This window comes from Anabaenopsis tanganyikae CS-531, assembly GCF_029891675.1.
In the GTDB taxonomy this organism is placed as follows: domain Bacteria; phylum Cyanobacteriota; class Cyanobacteriia; order Cyanobacteriales; family Nostocaceae; genus Anabaenopsis; species Anabaenopsis arnoldii.
Map to the genome: position 1 here is coordinate 25,757 of NZ_JANQDF010000034.1, position 22,206 is coordinate 47,962.

Annotated in this window: 17 protein-coding genes, 1 tRNA gene and 4 pseudogenes; 15 read left to right on the top strand and 7 right to left on the bottom strand. The window is 42.2% G+C overall.

Going from position 1 to position 22,206, the window contains the following annotated elements:
• Positions 1-34 precede the first annotated feature (34 nt).
• From NWP22_RS03755 to mgtE, 11 genes and pseudogenes are all read left to right on the top strand, one after another.
• On the top strand, positions 35-2,068 hold the full coding sequence (locus NWP22_RS03755; RefSeq protein ID WP_280801530.1) for a serine/threonine-protein kinase: 2,034 nt from the start codon (positions 35-37) through the stop codon (positions 2,066-2,068).
• Positions 2,069-2,264: 196 nt separating this feature from the next.
• Positions 2,265-3,443, top strand: coding sequence for a tetratricopeptide repeat protein (locus NWP22_RS03760; protein ID WP_280801531.1), 1,179 nt, complete (start codon positions 2,265-2,267; stop codon positions 3,441-3,443).
• Between the two features lie 120 nt (positions 3,444-3,563).
• Positions 3,564-3,785: pseudogene (locus NWP22_RS03765) on the top strand (hypothetical protein); the annotation flags it as partial.
• Positions 3,786-3,880: 95 nt separating this feature from the next.
• Positions 3,881-5,089 carry a tetratricopeptide repeat protein gene (locus NWP22_RS03770; RefSeq protein WP_280801533.1) on the top strand — a complete coding sequence of 403 codons (1,209 nt, stop codon included), beginning with the start codon at positions 3,881-3,883 and terminating at the stop codon, positions 5,087-5,089.
• Positions 5,090-5,225: 136 nt separating this feature from the next.
• A pseudogene (locus tag NWP22_RS03775) lies at positions 5,226-5,447 on the top strand (hypothetical protein); the annotation flags it as partial.
• Positions 5,448-5,542: 95 nt separating this feature from the next.
• Positions 5,543-6,901, top strand: coding sequence for a tetratricopeptide repeat protein (locus NWP22_RS03780; RefSeq protein WP_280801534.1), 1,359 nt, complete (start codon positions 5,543-5,545; stop codon positions 6,899-6,901).
• Positions 6,902-7,027: 126 nt separating this feature from the next.
• Positions 7,028-10,600 (top strand): chromosome segregation protein SMC, encoded by a 3,573-nt coding sequence (smc, locus tag NWP22_RS03785; RefSeq protein WP_280801535.1) that lies wholly within the window; start codon positions 7,028-7,030, stop codon positions 10,598-10,600.
• Between the two features lie 58 nt (positions 10,601-10,658).
• Positions 10,659-11,633 (top strand): PRC-barrel domain-containing protein, encoded by a 975-nt coding sequence (locus NWP22_RS03790; RefSeq protein WP_271730958.1) that lies wholly within the window; start codon positions 10,659-10,661, stop codon positions 11,631-11,633.
• Positions 11,634-11,808: 175 nt separating this feature from the next.
• A complete protein-coding gene (locus NWP22_RS03795; RefSeq protein WP_271730959.1) occupies positions 11,809-12,486 on the top strand; it encodes a TIGR04283 family arsenosugar biosynthesis glycosyltransferase in 678 nt (225 codons plus the stop codon).
• A gap of 121 nt (positions 12,487-12,607) precedes the next feature.
• Positions 12,608-13,354: a TVP38/TMEM64 family protein gene (locus tag NWP22_RS03800; protein WP_271730960.1), complete on the top strand. Its 747-nt coding sequence runs from the start codon at positions 12,608-12,610 to the stop codon at positions 13,352-13,354.
• 108 nt (positions 13,355-13,462) lie between these two features.
• On the top strand, positions 13,463-14,863 hold the full coding sequence (mgtE, locus tag NWP22_RS03805) for a magnesium transporter (RefSeq protein WP_271730961.1): 1,401 nt from the start codon (positions 13,463-13,465) through the stop codon (positions 14,861-14,863).
• On the opposite strand, the gene NWP22_RS03810 is transcribed toward mgtE, so the two are convergent.
• Positions 14,858-15,115: a hypothetical protein gene (locus NWP22_RS03810; protein WP_271730962.1), complete on the bottom strand. Its 258-nt coding sequence runs from the start codon at positions 15,113-15,115 to the stop codon at positions 14,858-14,860. The genes mgtE and NWP22_RS03810 overlap by 6 nt on opposite strands.
• Before the next feature lie 37 nt (positions 15,116-15,152).
• Positions 15,153-15,257: pseudogene (locus tag NWP22_RS03815) on the bottom strand (NAD(P)-dependent oxidoreductase); the annotation flags it as partial.
• A gap of 385 nt (positions 15,258-15,642) precedes the next feature.
• Between NWP22_RS03815 and NWP22_RS03820 the strand changes: the two are divergent.
• Entirely contained in the window at positions 15,643-16,305 is a 663-nt protein-coding gene (locus tag NWP22_RS03820; protein ID WP_271730963.1) for a class I SAM-dependent methyltransferase, read from the top strand.
• Between the two features lie 44 nt (positions 16,306-16,349).
• Here NWP22_RS03820 and NWP22_RS03825 read toward each other — a convergent pair whose 3' ends face one another.
• Positions 16,350-16,577 carry a hypothetical protein gene (locus tag NWP22_RS03825; RefSeq protein ID WP_271730964.1) on the bottom strand — a complete coding sequence of 76 codons (228 nt, stop codon included), beginning with the start codon at positions 16,575-16,577 and terminating at the stop codon, positions 16,350-16,352.
• A 242-nt stretch (positions 16,578-16,819) separates the two neighbouring features.
• Here NWP22_RS03825 and NWP22_RS03830 point away from each other — a divergent pair, with 242 nt between their 5' ends.
• The gene (locus NWP22_RS03830; protein WP_271730965.1) at positions 16,820-18,259 is read left to right on the top strand and encodes a M48 family metalloprotease; all 1,440 of its coding nucleotides are present in this window, start codon (positions 16,820-16,822) and stop codon (positions 18,257-18,259) included.
• A gap of 123 nt (positions 18,260-18,382) precedes the next feature.
• Here the strand turns inward: NWP22_RS03830 and trhO are convergent, their stop codons facing one another.
• On the bottom strand, positions 18,383-19,282 hold the full coding sequence (gene trhO, locus NWP22_RS03835; RefSeq protein ID WP_280801536.1) for an oxygen-dependent tRNA uridine(34) hydroxylase TrhO: 900 nt from the start codon (positions 19,280-19,282) through the stop codon (positions 18,383-18,385).
• Positions 19,283-19,352: 70 nt separating this feature from the next.
• On the opposite strand from trhO, the gene NWP22_RS03840 reads away from it, so the two are divergent.
• Positions 19,353-19,425 (top strand) — tRNA-Ala (locus NWP22_RS03840).
• 3 nt (positions 19,426-19,428) lie between these two features.
• Here the strand turns inward: NWP22_RS03840 and NWP22_RS03845 are convergent.
• The gene (locus NWP22_RS03845; protein WP_271730967.1) at positions 19,429-20,061 is read right to left on the bottom strand and encodes a DUF938 domain-containing protein; all 633 of its coding nucleotides are present in this window, start codon (positions 20,059-20,061) and stop codon (positions 19,429-19,431) included.
• Positions 20,062-20,128: 67 nt separating this feature from the next.
• Here NWP22_RS03845 and NWP22_RS03850 point away from each other — a divergent pair, with 67 nt between their 5' ends.
• The gene (locus NWP22_RS03850; RefSeq protein WP_271730969.1) at positions 20,129-21,544 is read left to right on the top strand and encodes a lysophospholipid acyltransferase family protein; all 1,416 of its coding nucleotides are present in this window, start codon (positions 20,129-20,131) and stop codon (positions 21,542-21,544) included.
• Positions 21,545-21,721: 177 nt separating this feature from the next.
• Here NWP22_RS03850 and NWP22_RS03855 read toward each other — a convergent pair whose 3' ends face one another.
• Both NWP22_RS03855 and NWP22_RS03860 read right to left on the bottom strand, forming a co-directional pair.
• Positions 21,722-21,880, bottom strand: coding sequence for a hypothetical protein (locus NWP22_RS03855; RefSeq protein ID WP_280801537.1), 159 nt, complete (start codon positions 21,878-21,880; stop codon positions 21,722-21,724).
• 142 nt (positions 21,881-22,022) lie between these two features.
• A pseudogene (locus NWP22_RS03860) lies at positions 22,023-22,206 on the bottom strand (type ISP restriction/modification enzyme); the annotation flags it as partial.

A 22,206-nucleotide genomic window follows, 5' to 3' on the forward strand; every position in this document is an offset into this window, starting at 1 on the left:
AGGCATTATTATAAGTGTAATCACTGATAGACTTATGACTGGTAGAATCTTAGATACGCGTTATCACATCCTGGAAGTCCTGAATGTAGAGGAGAAGGTACAAACCTATTTGGCTGAAGATGCTATCGTTCCCGGTCGTCAATTGGTAGTCAAGGAGCTACATCCTGATGGTGATACTCTCCCGGGTTTAAATCTACTGCGAGAGTTATTTCTCCATGAGGGACACAAGTTACAGCAACTTAGTCAGGAACATGACCAAATCCAAAATCTAGTGAGTTATTTTGAAGAAGATGGAAAATTCTATCTAGTTGAAGAATATATTATTGGTAATACCTTAACCAATGAGATTTTACAGGGCATACCTTTAACACAGGAAGAGGTAATTAGTGTTTTATCTCAAGTATTAGAAGTTTTGGTATTTGCACATCAGCGGGGAGTGATTCACCAGAATATTAACCCCGCAAATATCATCCGTCGAGAGTCAGATAAAAAATTAGTTTTAGTTAATTTTGGCGCTATTCCCGAACTGATAACCAATACCGTCGCTAATCTTGAATATGTACCTATAGAACAATTGCGCGGTCAACCTCAATATAATAGTGATATATATGCTTTAGGGATAATTGTCATTGCGGCAATTATGGGTTTAACAGAGCAGGAAATATCAACCTTACAACAGCAGAAAGGTTTGCTAACAGGGGCAATTATTTGGCGGCGGAAAAATATTCAAATTTGTCAGGAGGTAGGAAAAATTTTAGATCAAATGGTACGCTTTGACTATCAGAAGCGATACCAGTCAGTAATTGAAGTTTTAAAAGATATAGAGCAGGTGGAAACTCATGAATTTACTCACAAGCAACTCCCAAAAGTTTGGTTAATCCTAGGGGGAATAGGTTTTATAGGGATAGTGACAGTATTGAGGTTAGTTTCATCACTGATAACTATTGCTTCTCCAGTAAAATTTGAGCAACTATACCAGGAGGGATTGAGAAAATATCAAGAGGGAAACTATCAATCTGCAGTTGAGAATTTTACCCAAGCTATTAGACTAGACTCAAGCAATTATCAGGCTTATAAGAGCCGTGGAAATACATTTTACCGGTTGGGAAACTATCAGCAAGCAAAGATAGATGCTACTAAAGCTATTGAATTAAACCCAGAAAATGCTGATGCTTACTATGATAGGGGATTTTCTTTATATGGATTGGGTAAATACCAAGAAGCAATTACTGATTATACCAAAGCGATCGCCTTAAATTCTCGTCATGCCTATGCTTATTATGCTCGGGGTTTAGCCTTAGTACAGATGAATGACAATAGAAGCGCTAATGAGAATTTTAGCACGGCCATCAGGCTGCAACCTAATTATATTGAGGCTTATTTACAACGGGGTATTCTCCGCCGTCGTCTGAGAATTTACCAAACCGCTATGGAGGATTTTGATGCTATCATTAAGATTAATCCCGGTGATGCTAGACCTTATTATCAAAAAGGTTTAATTTACGCTAGCAAAAATCAAAAATATGCAGCCATTCGGCAGTATACTCACGCCATTAATCGCCATCCTCAAGCAGTCGCCTATCTCCGACGGGCGGATATGCACAGCGAGTTAGGATATAGATTAAAAGCTGGTAAAGATTATGATCAAGCTTTAGAGCTAAATCCCCGGTGGGGAGCAGCTTATAATCACCGAGGTATTCATCGTCTTTCTTTTGGAAATTACCAAGGTGCAATTGCAGACCATACTAAAGCTATTGAACTCAATTCTCAGGATGTAGCGGCTTACAATAATCGTGGTAATGTTCACCTACAATTGGGAAATTACAAAGCTGCGGATAAAGATTACTCTCAGGCGATCGCCATTAATCCTCAATATGGGTTAGCCTATTATAACAGGGCTGTGAATCACACAAAACAGGGAAATACACAAAGTGCGATCGCCGATTTTCAACAAGCTATTAAACTTTTCCAAAAAACTGGAGATCAAAATAGTCTTCGTGACGCACGCCAAGAACTGAACTTACTCCAAACTAAGGCATCACCTACAGATACACTTCACGAATCCTAGCAACTAAATTGCAGAATACCACACATACCCGCGTCAAATCAACCAGGGGTGTTCAGGTGAGGTTCCAGTTGATTTTATCACCCCATCAGCCTAATTTTCCAAAGACGAGTAATTTTTGTGACTTGATGTAAAATGCTAAGATTTGTATAGTTATTTAGAAACTTAGACATCTGTGGAAGTTGAGGAGTATATTGATATGGCTAAAGAATACCTTAATAAAACAGATTATGAGAGTGCGATCGCTCATTGTAATCAAGCATTACAACTAAAACCAGACAATGCTGGCGCTTACTTCCAGCGGGGTAAAGCGCGCTACTACTTAGGAGAAATCAGCGCAGCCATTGAAGATTATACCCAAGCCATCAAAATTAATCCCCATGACGCTTATGCTTATAACAACCGGGGTAATGCTTACAGTAAATTAGGCAATAGGCAATTAGCAGTTACAGATTATACCGAAGCGCTGAAACTTAACCCCAATGATGCTTATGCTTATAACAACCGGGGAGTAGCTCTCTATTACTTAGGCGAAACCGCCGATGCAATTGCAGATTATACCCAAGCCATCAAAATTAACCCTAATTTAGCTTATGCTTACAACAACCGGGGAAAAGCTCGTTATTACTTAGGACATAACCAGGGAGCAATTGCAGATTATACCCAAGCCCTGAAAATTAACCCTAATTTCGCCACAGCTTACTACTTGCGGGGTCTAGTTCACTATCACTTAGGAGAAACCATTGCTGCAATTGCAGATTACACCCAAGCCCTCAAACTTAACCACAATGATGCTTTAGCTTATTACAACCGGGGTTTAGCTCACTCCGATATAGGAGATAACCAGGGCGCAATTAATGATTATACTCAAGCCATCAAACTTAACCCTAATTACGCTTTAGCTTACTACAATCGGGGGTTAGCTCGTTATGATGCCGGAGATAACCAAGGAGCAATTGCAGATTATACCCAAGCTATCAAAATTAACCCCAATGATGCTGATGCTTACAATAACCGGGGAAATATTCTATCTGACCTAGGAGATGAACAGGGAGCAATTGCAGATTATACCCAAGCTATCAACATTAACCCCAATGATGCTGATACTTATAATAACCGCGGTTCAGCCCGTTATTACTTAGACGACAATCAGGGAGCAATTGCAGATTATACCCAAGCCCTTAAGATTAATCCTAATTATGCTTCTGCTTACTTCAACCGGGGGTTAGCCCTCTGTGATTTAGGAGATAACGAGGGTGCGATTAATGACTGGAAAGCTGCTGCATATATCTATCAAACAGCAGGGGATGAAGTATGCTATCAATATGCTGTAGATAAAATTGAACTGCTCTCACGCAACGGCGATCAAAAGTCATAAATCATAGTTAACCTAAATCTGCTTCTCCCCTAGAGGATGCTAAAAAATGCTCTTGTCCCTATTGCCAAGGCTTAATTAATTGATACACTTATGCTATAATAGACCAGTTAAGCAGCATCTATGGTACACGTCAAGCGCGTGGAACTCACTCACTTTAAATCCCGCGGTGGTACTACCTCGGTTCCTCTACTACCGGGGTTTACCGTCATTTCTAGCCCCAATGGTTCGGTAAAATCTCATATTCTCGATGCGTTGCTGTTTTGTTTAGGGCTTTCTAGTTATCAGGGAATGGGAGGGGATAGGTTACCGGATGTGGTGAATAATGCTCAAAAGCCTCAAGGACACCCTTGGGTTTTTGATGGTTGTGATTTTTCCCGCGTCTGCATATCTCCTCAAGGTGTTAATATTCCTTGTCAGATGAAGGCGAATTTTTACTAATGGACTGGAAAACTATATTACAAGCCCAACAGACAGACTTTATTAACCGAATGAAATCCGGTGATTTATTCCAGTGTGACCAGCAAGGAAAGCACAGTGAGTTAACGGTGATCACCGATGACCAGTTACAGCAATTACGGGATTTTTGCTGGGAAATGGCTGACAAGTATATAAATAAGTCCTCTTCTGTTCGTGATCTGTTTGTTAACAACATGAAGGGAAAGCTAGGGGAGGAGGTAGTTAAAACCCGTTTAGGTGATCTGCTCACGAAGGTTGACTATGAAAAATATCAGGGTGGTGATGGTAAGGTAGACTTTACCCTCACAGCTGATTCATCTATTGGTATTCAGGTAAAAGCTCGTCAGGGTAAATTTAATCAGATTGAATGGTCAATTAGTCAAGAAGAAATTAACAAAAATGCTGTTTTGGTTTGTATTTTAATTGAAGAGCAAGTCAATGAGGCACAAAATCAATATCATTTAGTCCTAGCAGGGTTTTTACCCACTAATATAACCACTGCGACCGGGGGGAAAGCCAGGGTAAAAATCAATGAGTTGCTCTATTGTGGGGGTTTACGGGGCTATTTAGAAAGTTTGACAGTTTCCCCACTTGATGAAACTGTGCAAAATGCTCAAGTTGACCACAACCGGGGGGTATATCCCTCTCAGTTAGGAAACAACCAGGGGGGAATTAAAGACTTTACCCAAGCTATTCACATTAACCCTAATTTTGCTCAATTTTACTTCAACCGGGGGGTATATCGCTCTAAGTTAGGAGACAAGCAGGGTGCAATTGATGACTATACCCAAGCTATTCACATTGACCCTAATTTGGCTCAAGCTTACCACAACCGGGGGGTAGATCGATCTAAGTTAGGAGACAACCTGGGTGGAATTAAAGACTTTACCCAAGCTATTCACATTGACCCTAATCTTGCTCAAGCTTACTACAACCGGGGGTTAGCTCGTTCTGACTTAGGAGACAAGCAGGGTGCAATTGATGACTATACCCAAGCTATTCACATTGACCCTAATTATGCCAAAGCTTACTACAACCGGGGGTTAGCTCGTTCTGACTTAGGAGACAAGCAGAGTGCAATTGATGATTTTGAGACTGCTGCCAATATATATGAAAGACAAGGAAAAACAAAAGACTATCAAACTGCTATGGATAAAATTAAATATCTCAACGATGATATTCCATCCTGAAACAGCTTAATCTCAACTCATACTGAACCTAAATCTGGTTCTCCCCTAGAGGATGCTAAAAAATGCTCTTGTCCCTATTGCCAAGGCTTAATTAATTGATACACTTGTGCTATAATAGACCAGTTAAGCAGCATCTATGCTACACGTCAAGCGCGTGGAACTCACTCACTTTAAATCCTGCGGTGGTACTACCTCGGTTCCTCTACTACCGGGGTTTACTGTCATTTCTAGCCCCAATGGTTCGGTAAAATCTCATATTCTCGATGGGTTGCTGTTTTGTTTAGAGCTTTCTAGTTCTCAGGGAATGGGAGGGGATAGGTTACCGGATGTGGTGAATAATGCTCAAAAGCCTCAAGGACACCCTTGGGTTTTTGATGGTTGTGATTTTTCCCGCGTCTGCATATCTCCTCAAGATGTTAATATTCCTTGTCAGATGAAGGCGAATTTTTACTAATGGACTGGAAAACTATATTACAAGCCCAACAGACCGACTTCATCAACCGACTGAAATCCGGTAATTTACTCCAGTGTGACCAACCAGGACAGCACAGTGAGTTAACCGTGATCACCGGTGACTCGTTACAGCAATTACGGCGGTTTTGCTGGCGCATGGTTGATATATATAGACGTAGTAACTCTAAGAGTGAGGATGTGTTTGTTAACAACATGAAGGGAAAGCTAGGGGAGGAGGTAGTTAAAACCCGTTTAGGTGATCTGCTCACGGAGGTTGACTATGAAGAATATCAGGATGGTGATGGTGGTGTAGACTTTACCCTAGCTGCTGATTCATCTATTGGTATTCAGGTAAAAGCTCGTCAGGGTCAATTTGATCAAATTGAATGGTCAATTAGTCAAAAAGAAATTAACAAAAATGCTGTTTTGGTTTGTATTTTAATTGAAGAGCAAGTCAATGAGGCACAAAATCAATATCATTTAGTCCTAGCAGGGTTTTTACCCACTAATATGACCAATGCGACTGGGGGGGAAGCCAGGGTAAAAATCAATGAGTTGCTCTATTGTGGGGGTTTACGGGGCTATTTAAAAAGTTTGACAGTTTCCCCAGTTGATAAACCTGTGCCAAATGCTCAAGCTTACTTCAACCGGGGGAAAGCTCGCTCTAAGTTAGGAGACAAGCAGGGTGCAATTGATCACTATACCCAAGCTATTCACATTAACCCTAATTTTGCTAATGCTTACTTCAACCGGGGGTTAGCCCTCTGTGATTTAGGAGATAACGAGGGTGCGATTAATGACTATACCCAAGCTATTAAAATTAACCCTAATTTTGCTAATGCTTACTACAACAGGGGGAATGCTCGCTCTGACTTAGGAGACAACCAGGGTGCAATTGATGACTATACCCAAGCTATTAAAATTAACCCTAATTTTGCTAATGCTTACTACAACCGGGGGAATGGTCGCTCTAACTTAGGAGACAAGCAGGGTGCAATTGATGACTATACCCAAGCTATTCACATTAACCCTAATTTTGCTAATGCTTACAATAACCGGGGGTTAGCTCGCTCTAACTTAGGAGACTACCAGAGTGCAATTGATGACTATACCCAAGCTATTCAGATTGACCCTAATTATGCTAATGCTTACAACAACCGGGGGTTAGCTCGCTCTAACTTAGGAGACTACCAGAGTGCAATTGATGACTATACCCAAGCTATTCAGATTGACCCTAATTATGCTCAAGCTTACTACAACCGGGGGTTAGCTCGCTATTTTTTAGGAGACAACCAGGGTGAAATTGATGATTTTAAGACTGCTAAATATCTGAACGATTTCCATTCTGAAACAGCTTAATGTCAACTCATACTTAACCTAAATCTGGTTTTCCCCTAGAGGATGCTAAAAGATGGTCTTATCCCTATTGCCAAATCTTAATTAATTGATACACTTATGCTACATTAGCCCAGTTAAGCAGCATCTATGGTACACGTCAAGCGCGTGGAACTCACTAACTTTAAATCCTTCGGTGGTACTACCTCGGTTCCTCTATTACCGGGGTTTACGGTCATTTCTGGGCCGAATGGTTCGGGTAAATCTAATATCCTGGATGCGTTGCTGTTTTGTTTAGGGCTTTCTAGTTCTAAGGGAATGCGAGCGGATAGGTTACCGGATTTGGTGAATAATGCTCAAAAGCCTAAAGGACGCGCTGGAATTGAGGCCAGTGTGACGGTAACCTTTGATTTGTCGGGGGATGTATCGGGGACACAAACCCAGATTGGGGAGGGTGCTGTCACTGAGTGGACTGTAACCCGGAGGTTGCGGGTAAGTCAGCAGGGGAGTTATACCTCTAACTATTATATTAATGGTGAACCTTGTACTCTGACGGAGCTACATGAGGAGTTGAATAACCTGCGGATTTATCCAGAGGGTTACAATGTGGTGTTACAAGGGGATGTTACTAGTATTATCTCTATGAATGCTAGGGAACGTCGGGAAATTATTGATGAGTTGGCTGGGGTGGCGGCTTTTGACCGTAAAATTGTCCAAGCTAAGAAAACTCTGGATGAGGTGAAGGACAAGGAGGATAGTTGTCGGATTATTCAGACTGAGTTAACTATACAGCGCGATCGCCTATCTCAAGCCCGTGCTAAGGCGCAAAAGTATCAAGTACTCCGCAGTGAGTTTCAGTGTAAGCAGTCCTGGGAGGCGGTTTTATCTTGGCGCTCTCTTCAAGCACAGCAAGAAAATTTGGTGGCGCAAATTCAAGGCGGCGATCGCAGTTATATTGAATTTACTACTCAGTTAAATAACCTCAATTGCGCCATTACTCTCCAGACGGAGCAACTAGAACAACTCAATGCTTATGTCAAAGCTTTGGGTGAGGAGGAACTCTTGGCGCTCCAAACTACTTTAGCCACCCAAGAGGCGGAATTTAAACAACTCCAGCGCCGACAACAGGAATTAACCGCAGCCATAACCCAAACAACCCAAGAATTGAGCCAAACTCACCAGGATGTGGCACAATATCAGCAGTCACTAACAAGTTTAGCCCAAACTGAGGTTTTAGCCAGAGAATCTATTCTGGGTTGTGTGGAAGCACGAAATCAAGCCCAAGGGGTTTTAGATGCTTCCAGGTCAGCAGCTGCGGCGATCGCTTCCGCTTCGGAAGCTTGGGTACAGCAACAAACAGCTTTTAATCGTCAAATTGAATCTTTACTGCAAATCCTGGAACCCCAACGCACTGAACAAGCACAACTGAGGGAACGCTATGAGCAGTTACAGCAGCTAATTACTGAACAAACTCAGCTGGTTAATAGTTGGGAACCGGAGTTAAGTGGTAAACAAGCGGAATGTAGTCGCTGGGAAATGGAGTTTCAGGGAGGGGGCGAACCCATAGCCAATTTAACCGCAACTCTCGCAGCTACAGAACAAGAGTTACAAATCCAACAGGAAACCCAAAAGCGACTTTTACAAGAACAACGGGAAAAACAACGCCAGTTAGATAAAATTGAAGCCCAAGCCCAAGCCCAACAGGAGGTACAGGGAACCCAAGCCAGTAAGGTAATTTTACAGTCGGGACTGCCCGGGTTGTGCGGTTTGGTGGTACAGTTGGGTAAGGTAGACCCCCGCTATCAGTTAGCCTTGGAAATTGCCGCTGGTGGGCGTTTGGGTCATATTGTCGTAGAAGATGACAGCGTAGCCGCGGCGGGAATTGAATTACTCAAGCAAAAACGGGCAGGAAGGGCAACTTTTTTACCTTTAAATAAGGTAAAACCTAGTAAATTTACTCAGGATGCCACCTTGCGTTATGCCCACGGGTTTGTCAATTATGCCATGAATTTAATTGAATGCGATCGCCGTTATCAAGATGTGTTTAGTTATGTATTCGGTAATACTGTAGTATTTACGAGTATCCAAACAGCCCGGCAAAATATGGGTTTGTATCGGATTGTCACCTTAGATGGGGAATTGTTAGAAACTAGCGGCGCTATGACAGGGGGGAGTAATAGTCAGCGTTCTGTATTGCGGTTTGGGAAAACTGAGTCAGCGGAATCTGAGGAAGCTATAGCTTTAAAGGGGCGCTTGGGAGAGATTGAGCGAATTTTATTACGTTGTACTGAGTCCATAACTACTTTATCGGCTCAAACTAAACAATACACCCAGGAACTCGCAGAAGCAAAACAAACCCGGAGAGAACAGCAGTTACAATGGGAACAACTGCAAAAAGAAGTCAAGAATTTAACAGAGCAATTGCATGGGACGCGATCGCAACTGACCCAAAATACCGAAAAAATCAGCCTCGCCCAATCCCGTTTATCAGTGTTAGATCGGGAATTACCAATAAAAGAAAATGAGTTACAACAATTGCGACAAGAGTTAGGGGAATTAGAAGCATCTCAAACCCCCAGAGAATGGCAAGAAATGCAAATAACTATTAAAAACCAAGAGCAACAACTACAACAAAAAGAGAGAGAATTAAGGGAAGCCGAAGAAAAATTAAAAAATTGTCAAACTCAACAACAGCGATCGCAAGAACGCATCCAAGAAGCTGAAGCTAAAATCCAGCAATATCAGCAACAACAAACCAGCCAAGAAAATCAACTAAATTCCCTGAATAGTCAATCAGTTAACCTCAGCAGTGAAATTAATCAAAACCAGGTCAATTTACAGCAAATCAGCGAAAATTTAGGGTTAGAGAAACAAAAACGGGACAAAATAGAACAAGAATTGCGATCGCAACTTTTACATCAACAACAACTGCAATGGGAAATAGAAAAACTCCAAGAAAGCCAACACAAACGGATCGAAGAGTTGAAAGCATTGCAAAACCAATTACGAGAAACCGGCGCAGAATTGCCCAATCCCTTACCAGAAGTACCAGACAAGGTAGATTTAGAGGAACTGCAAAAAGAACTGCGCAGCCTAAGCAAACGCTTACAGGCCATGGAACCAGTGAATATGTTGGCCTTAGAGGAATACGAACGCACCCAGAACCGCCTAGAAGAACTAACGGAAAAACTACAGACCCTAGAAGGCGAACGCACAGAATTACTCCTAAGGATTGAAAACTTTACCACATTGCGACAGCTAGCATTTAAAGAAGCCTTTGATGCGGTCAACACCAACTTTCAATCTATTTTTGCGGTTCTTTCCGAAGGTGACGGCTATTTGCAACTAGAAGATCCCGAAGATATTTTTAACAGTGGGCTAAATCTAGTCGCCCACCCCAAAGGTAAACCAGTACAGCGCCTTGCGTCCATGTCCGGGGGGGAAAAATCCCTCACAGCCTTAAGTTTCATCTTTGCTCTACAACGTTACCGCCCCTCCCCATTTTATGCTTTTGACGAAGTAGATATGTTTTTAGATGGTGCCAACGTCGAGCGATTAGCTAAAATGATTAAACAACAAGCCCAACAAGCCCAATTTATAGTTGTGAGTTTACGCCGTCCGATGATAGAATCGGCCGAACGGACTATTGGCGTTACTCAAGCACGAGGAGCTTACACTCAAGTATTGGGGATTAAATTAAAATCATCCAATGCATCTGCTTGAGATTTTGTTAATAATAGTGTATAGATAAACCGGATTCGAGATCAGGACTCGGTATAGAATGACCTCTGAACAGATAATTAGGCGTTCCGACATATTAAACACCCAGGTGATTACTCGCGATAACGGCAAACGGCTCGGTATCGTCAATCAACTTTGGGTTGATATTGATCAAAGAGAGGTTGTGGCTCTTGGTTTGCGAGACAGCCTGATCTCTATTTCGGGTCTGCCACGCTATATGTACCTCAACACTATCAACCAAATTGGTGATGTAATTCTAGTTGATAACGAAGATGCGATCGAAGATATTGAGATTGAGAGTTTAAGCAACCTGATTAACTGGGAAGTAATCACAGAAACGGGTGAAGTATTAGGGAGAGTGCGGGGTTTCAAGTTCAATGGCGAAACTGGTCGGATTCTTTCCATAGTCGTCGCCTCTTTAGGAGTCCCCCAAATTCCTGACCAATTTCTCAGCACCTACGAGTTATCGATGGATGAAGTCGTCAGCACCGGACCGAGTAGGTTGATTGTATTTGAAGGAGCCGAAGAGCGAGTTAACCAGTTAACAGTGGGCGTACTAGAGCGCTTAGGTATCGGTAAAGCCCCCTGGGAAAGAGAAGCAGAAGAGGAATATGGCTATATTCCCCGCACGGTTTCACCAACAAATCAGCTACCTAGTGGAGTACCATTACAACCACCTAAAACCAGAGTCCGCGCTCCTGAACCTGTGGAACAGGAGGAATGGACCCAAGACTATGTGGAAGAAGAAATCCCCCGTCGTCAAGTCATGCGGGCCCAACAGTACGAATCTATTCCATACGAAGAAGACGAGGAAGATAACTGGAGTGAAGTTACTCCTAGGGATAGATATCAAGAGCCTCCTAAACCTAGATATGAAACCCAAGCTTACACCAACGAATACGACGATGATGATGATGTAGAAGGCGATGCTTGGGAGGATGCACCAAAGCCAGTGAATATTCCCAAGAAAATCAAAGAAAGACAGCCAGAATACGAAGAAGAAGGCGGATACTGAAATAATCGCTCATATTTGCTTTTCCCTGCGGAAGCGCTACGCCAAGGTAATTCGTAATTAAGTAGATAAGATAACCCTAACCCTCTTCCTCTCATACACGGAAGGGGGTATTTCAATTCCAAGTATTATTCTAAATATCCTCTAAAATAACCTCTTGTGAGACTTCACAAAAGCAGTGTATAACAAAATTTCAATTATTATCCCCACCTATAATGAAGCAGGAAATATTCGAGAGGCGATCGCTTGTACTCAACCCAGCACTAATGTAGAGTTAATAGTGGTAGATGGAGGCTCACAAGATGACACTGTTACCATAGCTGAGTCTTTAAACGTCAAGGTCATCGCCTCGGCTCCTGGTCGTGCTACTCAAATGAATACAGGTGCTATGGCTGCAAGTGGGGACATCCTCCTGTTTCTCCACGCCGATACACGCTTACCCCCTGGATTTGATGGTATGATTCGCACAGCGGTACAACAGCCGCAGATGGTAGCGGGAGCCTTTGCTTTACAGATTAATGCCACCCTGTGGACTTTGAGATGGGTAGAAAAAGGAGTAAATTGGCGATCGCGTTTTTGTCAAATGCCCTATGGTGACCAAGCAATATTTTTAACAGCAGAAGTATTCGATCAAGTTGGTCATTTTCCAGATTTACCCATCATGGAGGATTTTGAACTCATCCGTCGTTTACAAAGCATCGGCAAAATTATCATCATCCCTGTACCAGTTATTACTTCTGCGCGGAGATGGTTGCAAAAAGGAGTATTTTACACTACAATCCTGAATCAAATAGTGATTACTGCTTACCTTCTGGGTATATCACCGAAACGCATTCGCCGCTGGTATCGGCGATAAAAACTTGATAAATATCCTATATTAATATATCCAAAAATTAAACATCTTAATATTTGGATACCATTCATCTTTTATTAAACTCCCTTTGTGTTTTAGTACCTTAGGATTAAAGAAATATTTTATGGATACAAAAAACCAATTACATAGAAGACTTAAATTATTAATAATTAGTTTTCTAGTTGCTAGCCTAATTATTTTGGCGCGATATTTCCCAGTTAAACAAGTTTTCAATGATGCCATCTCACAGGTGCAAAGTCTTGGTATTTTAGCACCCATAGCTTATATGATAATTTACAACTTAGCAACTATATTATTTATACCAGGTTCTGTCTTAACTATCAAAGGTGGTTGCTTATTTGGTCTGGTTTGGGGGTCTGTATATGTCTTAATTGCAGCAGTGATCGGAGCAATTGTAGCCTTTATGATCGGACGTTATTTATGCCGTGATTGGGTGTCTCGACAGCTTGATAAATATCCTAAATTTACAGCCATTAACTTAGCAGTCGCTAAAGAGGGATGGAAAATTGTCTTACTCACGCGTTTATCTCCCATCTTCCCATTCAACTTGTTAAATTACGCCTTTGGAGTTACACAAGTTTCTCTAAAAGACTATATCTTAGGTTCCTTGGGCATAATTCCCGGTACAGTTATGTACGTTTATATAGGTTCCTTAGCCGGTGATTTAGCCATGGTCAATACTCCCAATCAGCCCAGTCATCCACAAGCGCAAATCTGGCAATGGGTCATGCAAATAATTGGGTTACTTGCCACTATTGCCATAACAGTATATATCACAAAAATTGCCCAAAAAACTCTCAGGGAAACTGTAGGAATGGCGGAAATTAGCCATAAGCAGATTAATAATTGACCGGCGATGTACCACAGAGTGCCTGAGTTAAATTTACGTCAATAAAACTCATTATTCCCCTAAACTAAAAGTAGTAAACCTGTTGCAACTGCATGAGGAAAGTAGATTTTGACTGAAACAAATAATTTCAACTTCACCACTCCAAATGTCAGCCGTAGCGAATTGCAAGACCTGGTGCGAAATGAGCTACGAATGTTCCTAGAATTGGGGGACTTACAAGCAGCAAAATCTATTCTCAGACCCGTACAACCTGCGGATATTGCTGAGGCCATTGAAGGTTTACCAGAAGCAATGCAAGCTTTGGTTTTTCGCTTGCTTCCTAAAACTGAGGCTATTGAGGTGTATGAATATCTCGACTATAGTGTTCAAGAACATTTAATTGAGGAACTCAAAAGCCAGGATGTCCGTGACATTGTAGATAAAATGTCCCCGGATGACCGCGCCAGATTATTTGACGAGTTACCAGCCAAAGTTGTCAACCGCTTGCTAGAACAACTCAGCCCAGCAGAACGTCAAGCTACAGCCCAACTCTTAGGTTATGAAGCGGGTACAGCTGGGCGGATCATGACCCCAGAGTTAATTTATATCAAAGAACGTCTGACGGTATCTCAAGCCATAGAACGCATTCGCCGTCTGGCACATCTGAGTGAAACGATTTACTACCTTTACGTTACCGATAGCGTCAGGCGTTTGACGGGTATTGTTTCTTTACGAGAGTTGGTAGTATCTCAGCCAGAGCAAACCATTGGCGAAATTATGACCCGTGAAGTTGTGTTTGTTTACACTGATACAGACCAAGAAGAAGTCGCTAGATTAATTCAAAGATATGATTTTTTAGCTCTACCTGTGGTGGATAAAGAACAGCGTTTAGTAGGTATTATCACCGTTGATGATGTGATTGATATTCTCGAACAGGAGACTACTGAAGATATCTACGCCCTGGGCGGTGGTGTGCAATCCGATGGTGACAACTATTTTCAAATGAGTTTGGTACAAGTTGCCCGGAAGCGGGTACTATGGTTGTTTGTCTTACTCATCACTAATACAATCACTGGCACAATTATTAAGTCCCAGGAAGATATCTTAGAACAAGTGGTAATACTGACGGCCTTTATCCCTTTGCTCACAGGTACTGGTGGTAATGTGGGCGCTCAATCTTCTACAGTGGTCATTCGCGGCATGAGTACCGATGAAATCAGATCCCTGGGAGTATGGCAGGTCATTGGCAGAGAAGCGATCGCCGGGGCTTTTTTGGGACTAATGTTAGGTGGTATCGCCACAGTCTGGGCTTATTTTTTGCAAGACCGCCCAGAGGTCGCATTTACTGTAGGTAGCAGTTTGGTGGCTATTTCTGTGATTGCTTCTGTCTCAGGTTCTGCACTGCCATTTTTATTCCGCTCCTTCCGCCTAGACCCCGCGTTGATGTCAGCACCGTTTATTACTACAGCCGTTGATGTCCTGGGTGTTTTGATTTACTTTAATTTGGCGCGAGTAATTTTAGGGTTATAACTGTGAGGATGTTTCAGGGGCGACAATTTCCCCAGTGCCTAATTCTATAATTTTGTCTTGATTCGTAATTAATTCATTGAGTTCTCTCACCTTTAAATTCATTGTCTGACAAGATTCTCTCAGGGCCTGGCTAAAACTATTAATATCATCGCCATACCCACATTGATAAGCAGCAATTTCTATTCCTTGCTTGGCATTTGCTCTAGCACAATCTACTAAGTCTGTACCTAGCAATGGTTTTGGGGATGTCATAGGTTGTAGTTGTTGTTTTTTATAAGTAATTAGCCGTTGACTCTTGATAGTGCGGATCATCAGCTTGGGGACGGGGCTTCATTTCTGACTCTTTACCGGGTGGTTTTTGTTGCTGTGGTGGTTGTAATATTTCTTCTGGCATAGGATAATTTTATGTGTAAATTAATCAAGAAAAAACAATTCACAGATTCCTAAAAGCAAACCTCGGATTAATACCTCAATCCAAGGTTAAAATTTATGCTTTAGCTCCCAACTGATAATGTTCAAGTTCAGGCAGTTTTACCCAGGATGTCAGCTAAACTAGGTTTAGCTGACATTGTCATCCTCACACCTGACACACGCTCTTAATCTGACCACTGAAAACAAGTACACAACTCTCTTGGAATGTCAGGATTGCTCCTGTTCATCTGCTTTTAAGTTAACTATGAAAATATAGAAATTTATCATTCTTGAGGTGGAAAGACAAATTAGCTTTTCTCACTCTCAAGAAGTAAAATCAATCATCTGGATGTTAATTTCACTGAACTATGGCAAATAAAACACTGGGAATAGAACCATCACTATATAACTACTTATTATCCGTATCTTTACGGGAACCGGAAATCCTCTCCCAACTGAGAGCAGAAACAGCCCAGCATCCGATGGCTGTGATGCAGATTGCACCGGAACAGGGACAGTTTATGGCCTTGCTGGTGCAATTAATCGGGGCAAAAAAAACCTTAGATATAGGAGTATTTACGGGTTATAGTTCCCTGGTGGTGTCTTTGGCATTACCTGCCGATGGTCGGGTAGTAGCCTGTGATGTGAGTGCAGAGTTTACATCGATCGCCCGTCGTTATTGGCAAAAAGCAGGGGTTGCAGATAAAATTGATTTACACATTGCCCCAGCAATGGAGACATTAGACCAATTATTAGCAGCAGGTGCTGCAGAAACCTTTGACTTTGCCTTTATTGATGCTGACAAAAGTAATTATGACGGTTATTATGAGCGATCGCTCCAACTAGTCAGACCAGGAGGATTAATTTTGATTGATAATGTACTTTGGTCTGGTAGTGTAGCCGACCCACAAATTCAAGACAATCGCACTACCAACATTCGCGCCCTCAATGAAAAACTACACCAAGACCAGCGGATTAATTTGAGTTTACTTCCCATCGCCGATGGCTTAACTTTAGCCCATAAGAAATAATTATCCTGTTTTGAATTGCCTTTAGTTACCACTAAAGGCGATCGCTATTGATCAAGCTTTACATCAGGAATGATTTCAATTATTTGGAGTTCTTCTTCTGGTAGTGCTTCAAAAAAGGCCTCGCCCAGTTTTCCCTTGAGTAAACCGGGGGTGCGGGGTTGCGTACGCTCTTGATTTAAACCTAATCGAAAGTAATGAATTACATTATATAGTTCTCCTAGTTTGTCTTCGGGAATGTCTTGCAGTTCTTGAACTATCTTCTGGATAAGCATAACTTCAAAACAATAACTACACTTTGACTATATCTCAACCTAACGGAAACGCCGTTTACGGGAGGAGCGATCGCTATTTTAGTGATTTTAGTATAAATTTTTATAAATTTTTCAGAAACCCTGGATAATATTTGGGGAAAATATTATAGTGAAATTACTGTGTTGCACAGATAAAAGAAACCGAGTGCGATCGCCTAAAATACATCTGTATTTGTTGCTTTGCCATTATTGGGGAAAAATTCATGAAAAAAAAGCCCTTGCTATGGGTAGCCTGTGGTATATTTTTATTCTTATGTCTTCACCTAACAATACCAATCATTTCTACAGCACAAACTCCCAATGTAGCTAACCGCTTACAAACTCTGGTGAAAGCAGATCAATTATACCTAGCAGGAGATACCGCAGGAGCCGAAAAACTTTACCGCCAAGTCAAAACCCCATTTGCTCAGGAAGCATCTAGAATTACTCTTCCTGAGCCAATTACTGACCCAGAGCAACTTTCCGGCGCTGGGAGAGTATATTGGCGCAACGCCACCGAGGGAATGCAACAGGGACTTACCAGTAAAATCTTTGTCCCTTTACAAATGCTTCTAGAAAGACATCCAGAATTCACCCCTGCATATACACTCTATGCAGAAGCCACGAAAAAATATGGTGATAAGAAAGATATACTACCTGTTTTAGAGCGTGCCATCAGTATTTTCCCCCAATCGGCAGAACTAAATCAAGCCCTAATTAAAGCCCAGCAAGAAGCTGAACAATGGTTAGAAGCCTCTATTACTGCGCGTCAATTTGCGATGACTTACCCCGATCATCCCCAAGCCGAGGAATTTACCAGTATTGCTGAAAATAATTTTAACCGCTTTCGTAGTCAACTAAATCAACAAGTGGTATTGCAGGGCATTGTGGGTGCTACAATTGGGATTGTAACTGGTAATGCCAATCTCCAAGCCGTCACATTAGCTCCTTTGCTCCTCCAAGGTGAGTCAGCTATGGGGGCGCAGCTTGCAGCAGTTTATAAGCAGCAATCAACTTTAATAGAAGACCCCACCATTGTAGAATACGTTAGCCGCATTGGTAATAACATTGCCAACTTAATGGGGCGCAATGATTTTGATTATGAATTTAATGTCATCTTAGATGATTCGCTCAATGCCTTTGCTCTACCCGGTGGTAAAGTATTTGTCAATACCGGGGCGATTATGGCCCTCAATTCAGAAGCAGAATTAGCCGGACTATTAGGACACGAAGTTGGTCACGCAGTTTTATCTCATGGATTTGATCGGATAACTAACGCCAATCTCCTGGCAAATGTTGGGCAAATTATCCCTTTTGGCAATCTGATCTCTAATTTAGCAATCCTAGATTATGGCCGTCAACAAGAAACTCAAGCCGACGTTGTTGGTACTCGTGTATTAGCTGGTGCGGGTTATGCTGCTGATGGTTTACGCAATTTCTTTGTTACTATCAAACAACAGGAAAAAGGACGAACTATCCCCGCCTATTTGAGTACACACCCCGCATCTGAAGACCGGATGCGCTATTTAGAAGAAATCATCCAGCGTAATGGTTATAATCGTTATGCCTTTGAAGGTGTGCAAACACACAAGGAAATTCAAGCCAGACTAGAGCAAATTCTGGAGGAAAGTAAACAACAAGAAGATGAAATTGTGCAAGAGTGATCGCAAAAGCCTGTAATATTGGGTCTTGAGATTCTCAAACTGATTCGGCAAAAGTTGGAATATAAAAGAATCCAAATATTATAAATCTCATTCTGTGGGCAGGAAAGCCCACCCTGGTATGGCTCACGCAGAAAAAAGGTGCTGTAATTTATACTGTTTCCACTTCTCCTGTTGACGCAGCCTTTTTTCCGCAGTCAGACTATCAAAGCAGTGAGGACAAGAAATACCTTCTTCATATTGAGGAGAAGCCTTATCTTGCTCAGAAATAGGATATCCGCAACAAAAGCATAACTCATGACTACCTAACTCCAATCCATGACGAACCGCAACCCGTTCATCAAAAACAAAACATTCACCCTCCCACAAACTTTCCTCTGCTGGTACTGATTCCAAATACTTGAGAATACCACCCTTCAGGTGATAGACCTCCGTAAAACCTTGGGAGAGCATAAAAGCTGAGGCTTTTTCACAACGAATCCCCCCTGTACAAAACAAAGCGACTTTCTTGTGTTGATTGGGGTCAAGGTTATTACTCACATATTCCGGGAACTCTCGGAAAGATTTGGTTTGGGGATTTTGTGCTGTTTTAAAAGTACCGATATTCACTTCATAATCATTACGGGTGTCAATGACAATCACCTCCGGGTCACAAATCAAATCATTCCATTCTTGAGGACTGACATAAGTACCCACCTGCTGATTTGGGTCAACTTCTGGTAAACCCATAGTCACAATTTCCGCCTTTAACCGCACCTTCAGGCGTTCAAATGGCTGTGTTTCAGTATATGACTCTTTGTGTTCTAAGTCTGCTAAACGGGGGTCAGAACGCAAAAACGCCAAAACAGAGTCAACCCCTGGACGCGAGCCGGCAATAGTCCCGTTAATGCCCTCTGCTGCTAATAAAATAGTCCCCTTAATACCTTGTGATTGGCAGTAAGACAGTAGGGGTTCTTGTTTCTCGGCAAAGTCCGGTAAGCTGACAAATTTATACAGCGCCGCCACTACCTGATTTTTTTCTTGCATAATCTATTGAGTAATGATATAATAATTAAAAATCAGCAAAAACTGTTTCTCAAAGCTGTTTATAGTTGATGGGGGTTTAGCTCAGTTGGTAGAGCGCCTGCTTTGCAAGCAGGATGTCAGCAGTTCGAGTCTGCTAATCTCCATGGTCAAGAGCGTTCAAACACTACAGAGAGATTGTTAGCCGGCATTTGGTAAGTTGCTTTTAAGTTCATATTTTCCCTGGTAGCTGCTGCAATCACATCCTGTAAATTACGCACCCCCCAAGCTGGGTTCTGCGCCCTCAAAGATTCATCAAAAGCAGCGTTACTAGGTGCTGTATGCTCTCCATTTTGTTTAAACGGTCCATATAAATAGAGTATTCCCCCAGATGGCAAAATGCGACCCGCACCAGCCATTAGTCCTAGACAAGTTGACCAGGGCGAAATATGAATCATATTAATATTAACTATAGCTACAATGGGTAAGTCTGGTGCAGCATCTTTCTCTACTGTCCAACTCGCCATACTAGCATCAAGTTCTAAGGGTGGGTAAAGATTATCTGATGGATATTCTTCAGCCCAAGCCTTAATACTAGCACGTAATAAAGGATTTTGTTCAGTAGGTAACCATCTGCGGGGGGTAAGACCGGGCGCAAAATATACAGCGTGTTCACCCGTGCCACTAGCGACTTCTAAAATAGTACCAGTTGGGGGTAACACCTGTAACAGTACCTCTAGAATAGGTTCACGATTCCTTTGTGTAGCTGGCGCGTACTTTCGCCCATCTTCGGGTGTATTCATATTCAAATTACTTAATCCTTTACTTAATCCTTTACATACCAACTACATAATAATCTGGAGAGTTACTTTGCCTAAGTCAATTCGTTCTACCCAACCACCACTCAAATTCATTCCCCATCACTTTAACCCATTTATACTACAGATTTTCCGGTGGTTATTGCCTATTGTGCTACGTTTTCGTACTAGACCTTGGTTACCTGCGGGAATTGTGCAAGTGGAAGGTGAGAATGTGGAGACCTTAGCTAAACTTTATCAACAATTCCAGTCCGGGAAAATTCGCTTTTTGATTGCATTTCGTCACCCAGAGGTAGAAGACCCTCTGTGTATGCTCTATCTACTTTCCTACATTTTGCCCCGGGTTGCACGCCAGCAGGATATTCAACTGCGATCGCCCCTCCATAGCTATTTTCTTTATGACCGGGGTATGACTATATGGGCTGGGGATTGGTTAGGATGGTTATTTTCTAGGGTGGGTGGTGTCCCCATTCGTCGTGGTCGCCGATTAGATAGAAAAGCCATTCAAACAGCACGGGATTTATTTAGTCATGGGCAAATGCCCATCGCCGTTGCACCAGAAGGAGGTAATAATGGTCATAGTGGAATTGTTAGCCCCTTAGAACCCGGTGTAGCCCAATTAGGTTTCTGGTGTGTAGAAGACCTGGAAAAAGCCCAGGGTGATCAGACTGTGTTTATTGTCCCGGTAGCTATTCAGTATAGCTACGTCCAGCCACCTTGGTCAAGACTGAATTGGCTATTAAGTAAGTTAGAAGCTGATAGCGGTTTGGGGGTAGTTGAGCAAGGAACTAATCACCAACTAGAAGTTTACTATCAACGTATTTGTTGTTTGGCTGAGTATTTAATTACCCAGATGGAAGAGTTTTACCGCCGTTTCTATCATCGAGACATACCTAAAACTAACTCTGTGGATCAATCTACCACCCGTAACCAGATGATCATTAACAGATTACATCATTTAATGGATATAGCCTTACAGGTGGCGGAAGAATATTTTGGCGTAACACCACAAGGTAATTTTATCGATCGCTGTCGTCGTTTAGAAGAAGCAGGTTGGAATTATATCTACCGGGATGATCTAGCAGATATTGACGCTTTAGCACCCTTCCAACGTGGGTTAGCAGACTGGGTGGCCTGTGAAGCAGATTTGAAAATGCAACACATGAGGATAGTAGAAACTTTTGTAGGTGTGACAGCTAATTATATTCAGGAAAAACCAACCCCCGAAAGGTTAGCGGAAACAGCTTTATTAATGTTTGATCTGCTCTCTCGGATTCAGGAGTCTACCCTCCCCGGTAGACCTAGTTTAGGTTTCAGGAAAGCGACGATTACTGTCGGTGAACCAATTTCTGTTACTGAACGCTGGCAAAAATCCGCCGGCGATCGCCCTGCTACTCGTCAAGCTGTCAGTCAGTTAACCAAAGACTTACAAAATGCTTTGCAGACCATGATTGATTATACTGTTTAACGCCAAGTGGTTTTTCAACCTTTGGGCGATCGCCTTGTAGCAGCGCTTCTATATCACATCTTGTCAAGATAATCAAATAGATGATTTTCTAGTCAGATTTATCTGACTTTAGCTTTGAGACGGGGGTTTTTAACCCCTGGCTCCCCGTGTAGCATCCAACGTAAATTTTAACCCCTTTTAGGTGGCGACTATATCTGTTGTTAAACGCAAAGGGGCGCAAAGGTACGCAAAGGTACGCAAAGGTTTATTTTCTATGGCTTTGAGAGGGGGGTTTGTAACGCTTCTCTTGGTGGCGATCGCCTTTAACATCGCCTTACCATCCCCTCCCACAGACACACAGATCCCCGACTTCTAGCTAAATCATCCTAGATTATCTGTGATGATGTGAGAAGTCGGGGATCTTGCACCCCCTCCCAAATCTCCGACTTCTTCCATAACCTAGGGAGTTATTGAATACTTGGGAGAGAAGTCGGGGATCTTAACCACCCGACATCTGATTAACAATATTCATAGTTTCCATGCTGACTCTACACACCCGCATTAATAAATCTATGACCTGTTCTTTGTAGTCTGCAAACCGGTAAGTGTTGAATTTTTCTGCAATGGTGGGGTCTTTGGGTTTCTTCTCTTTATATTGATCTAAAATCCATTCTAAGGCGCAA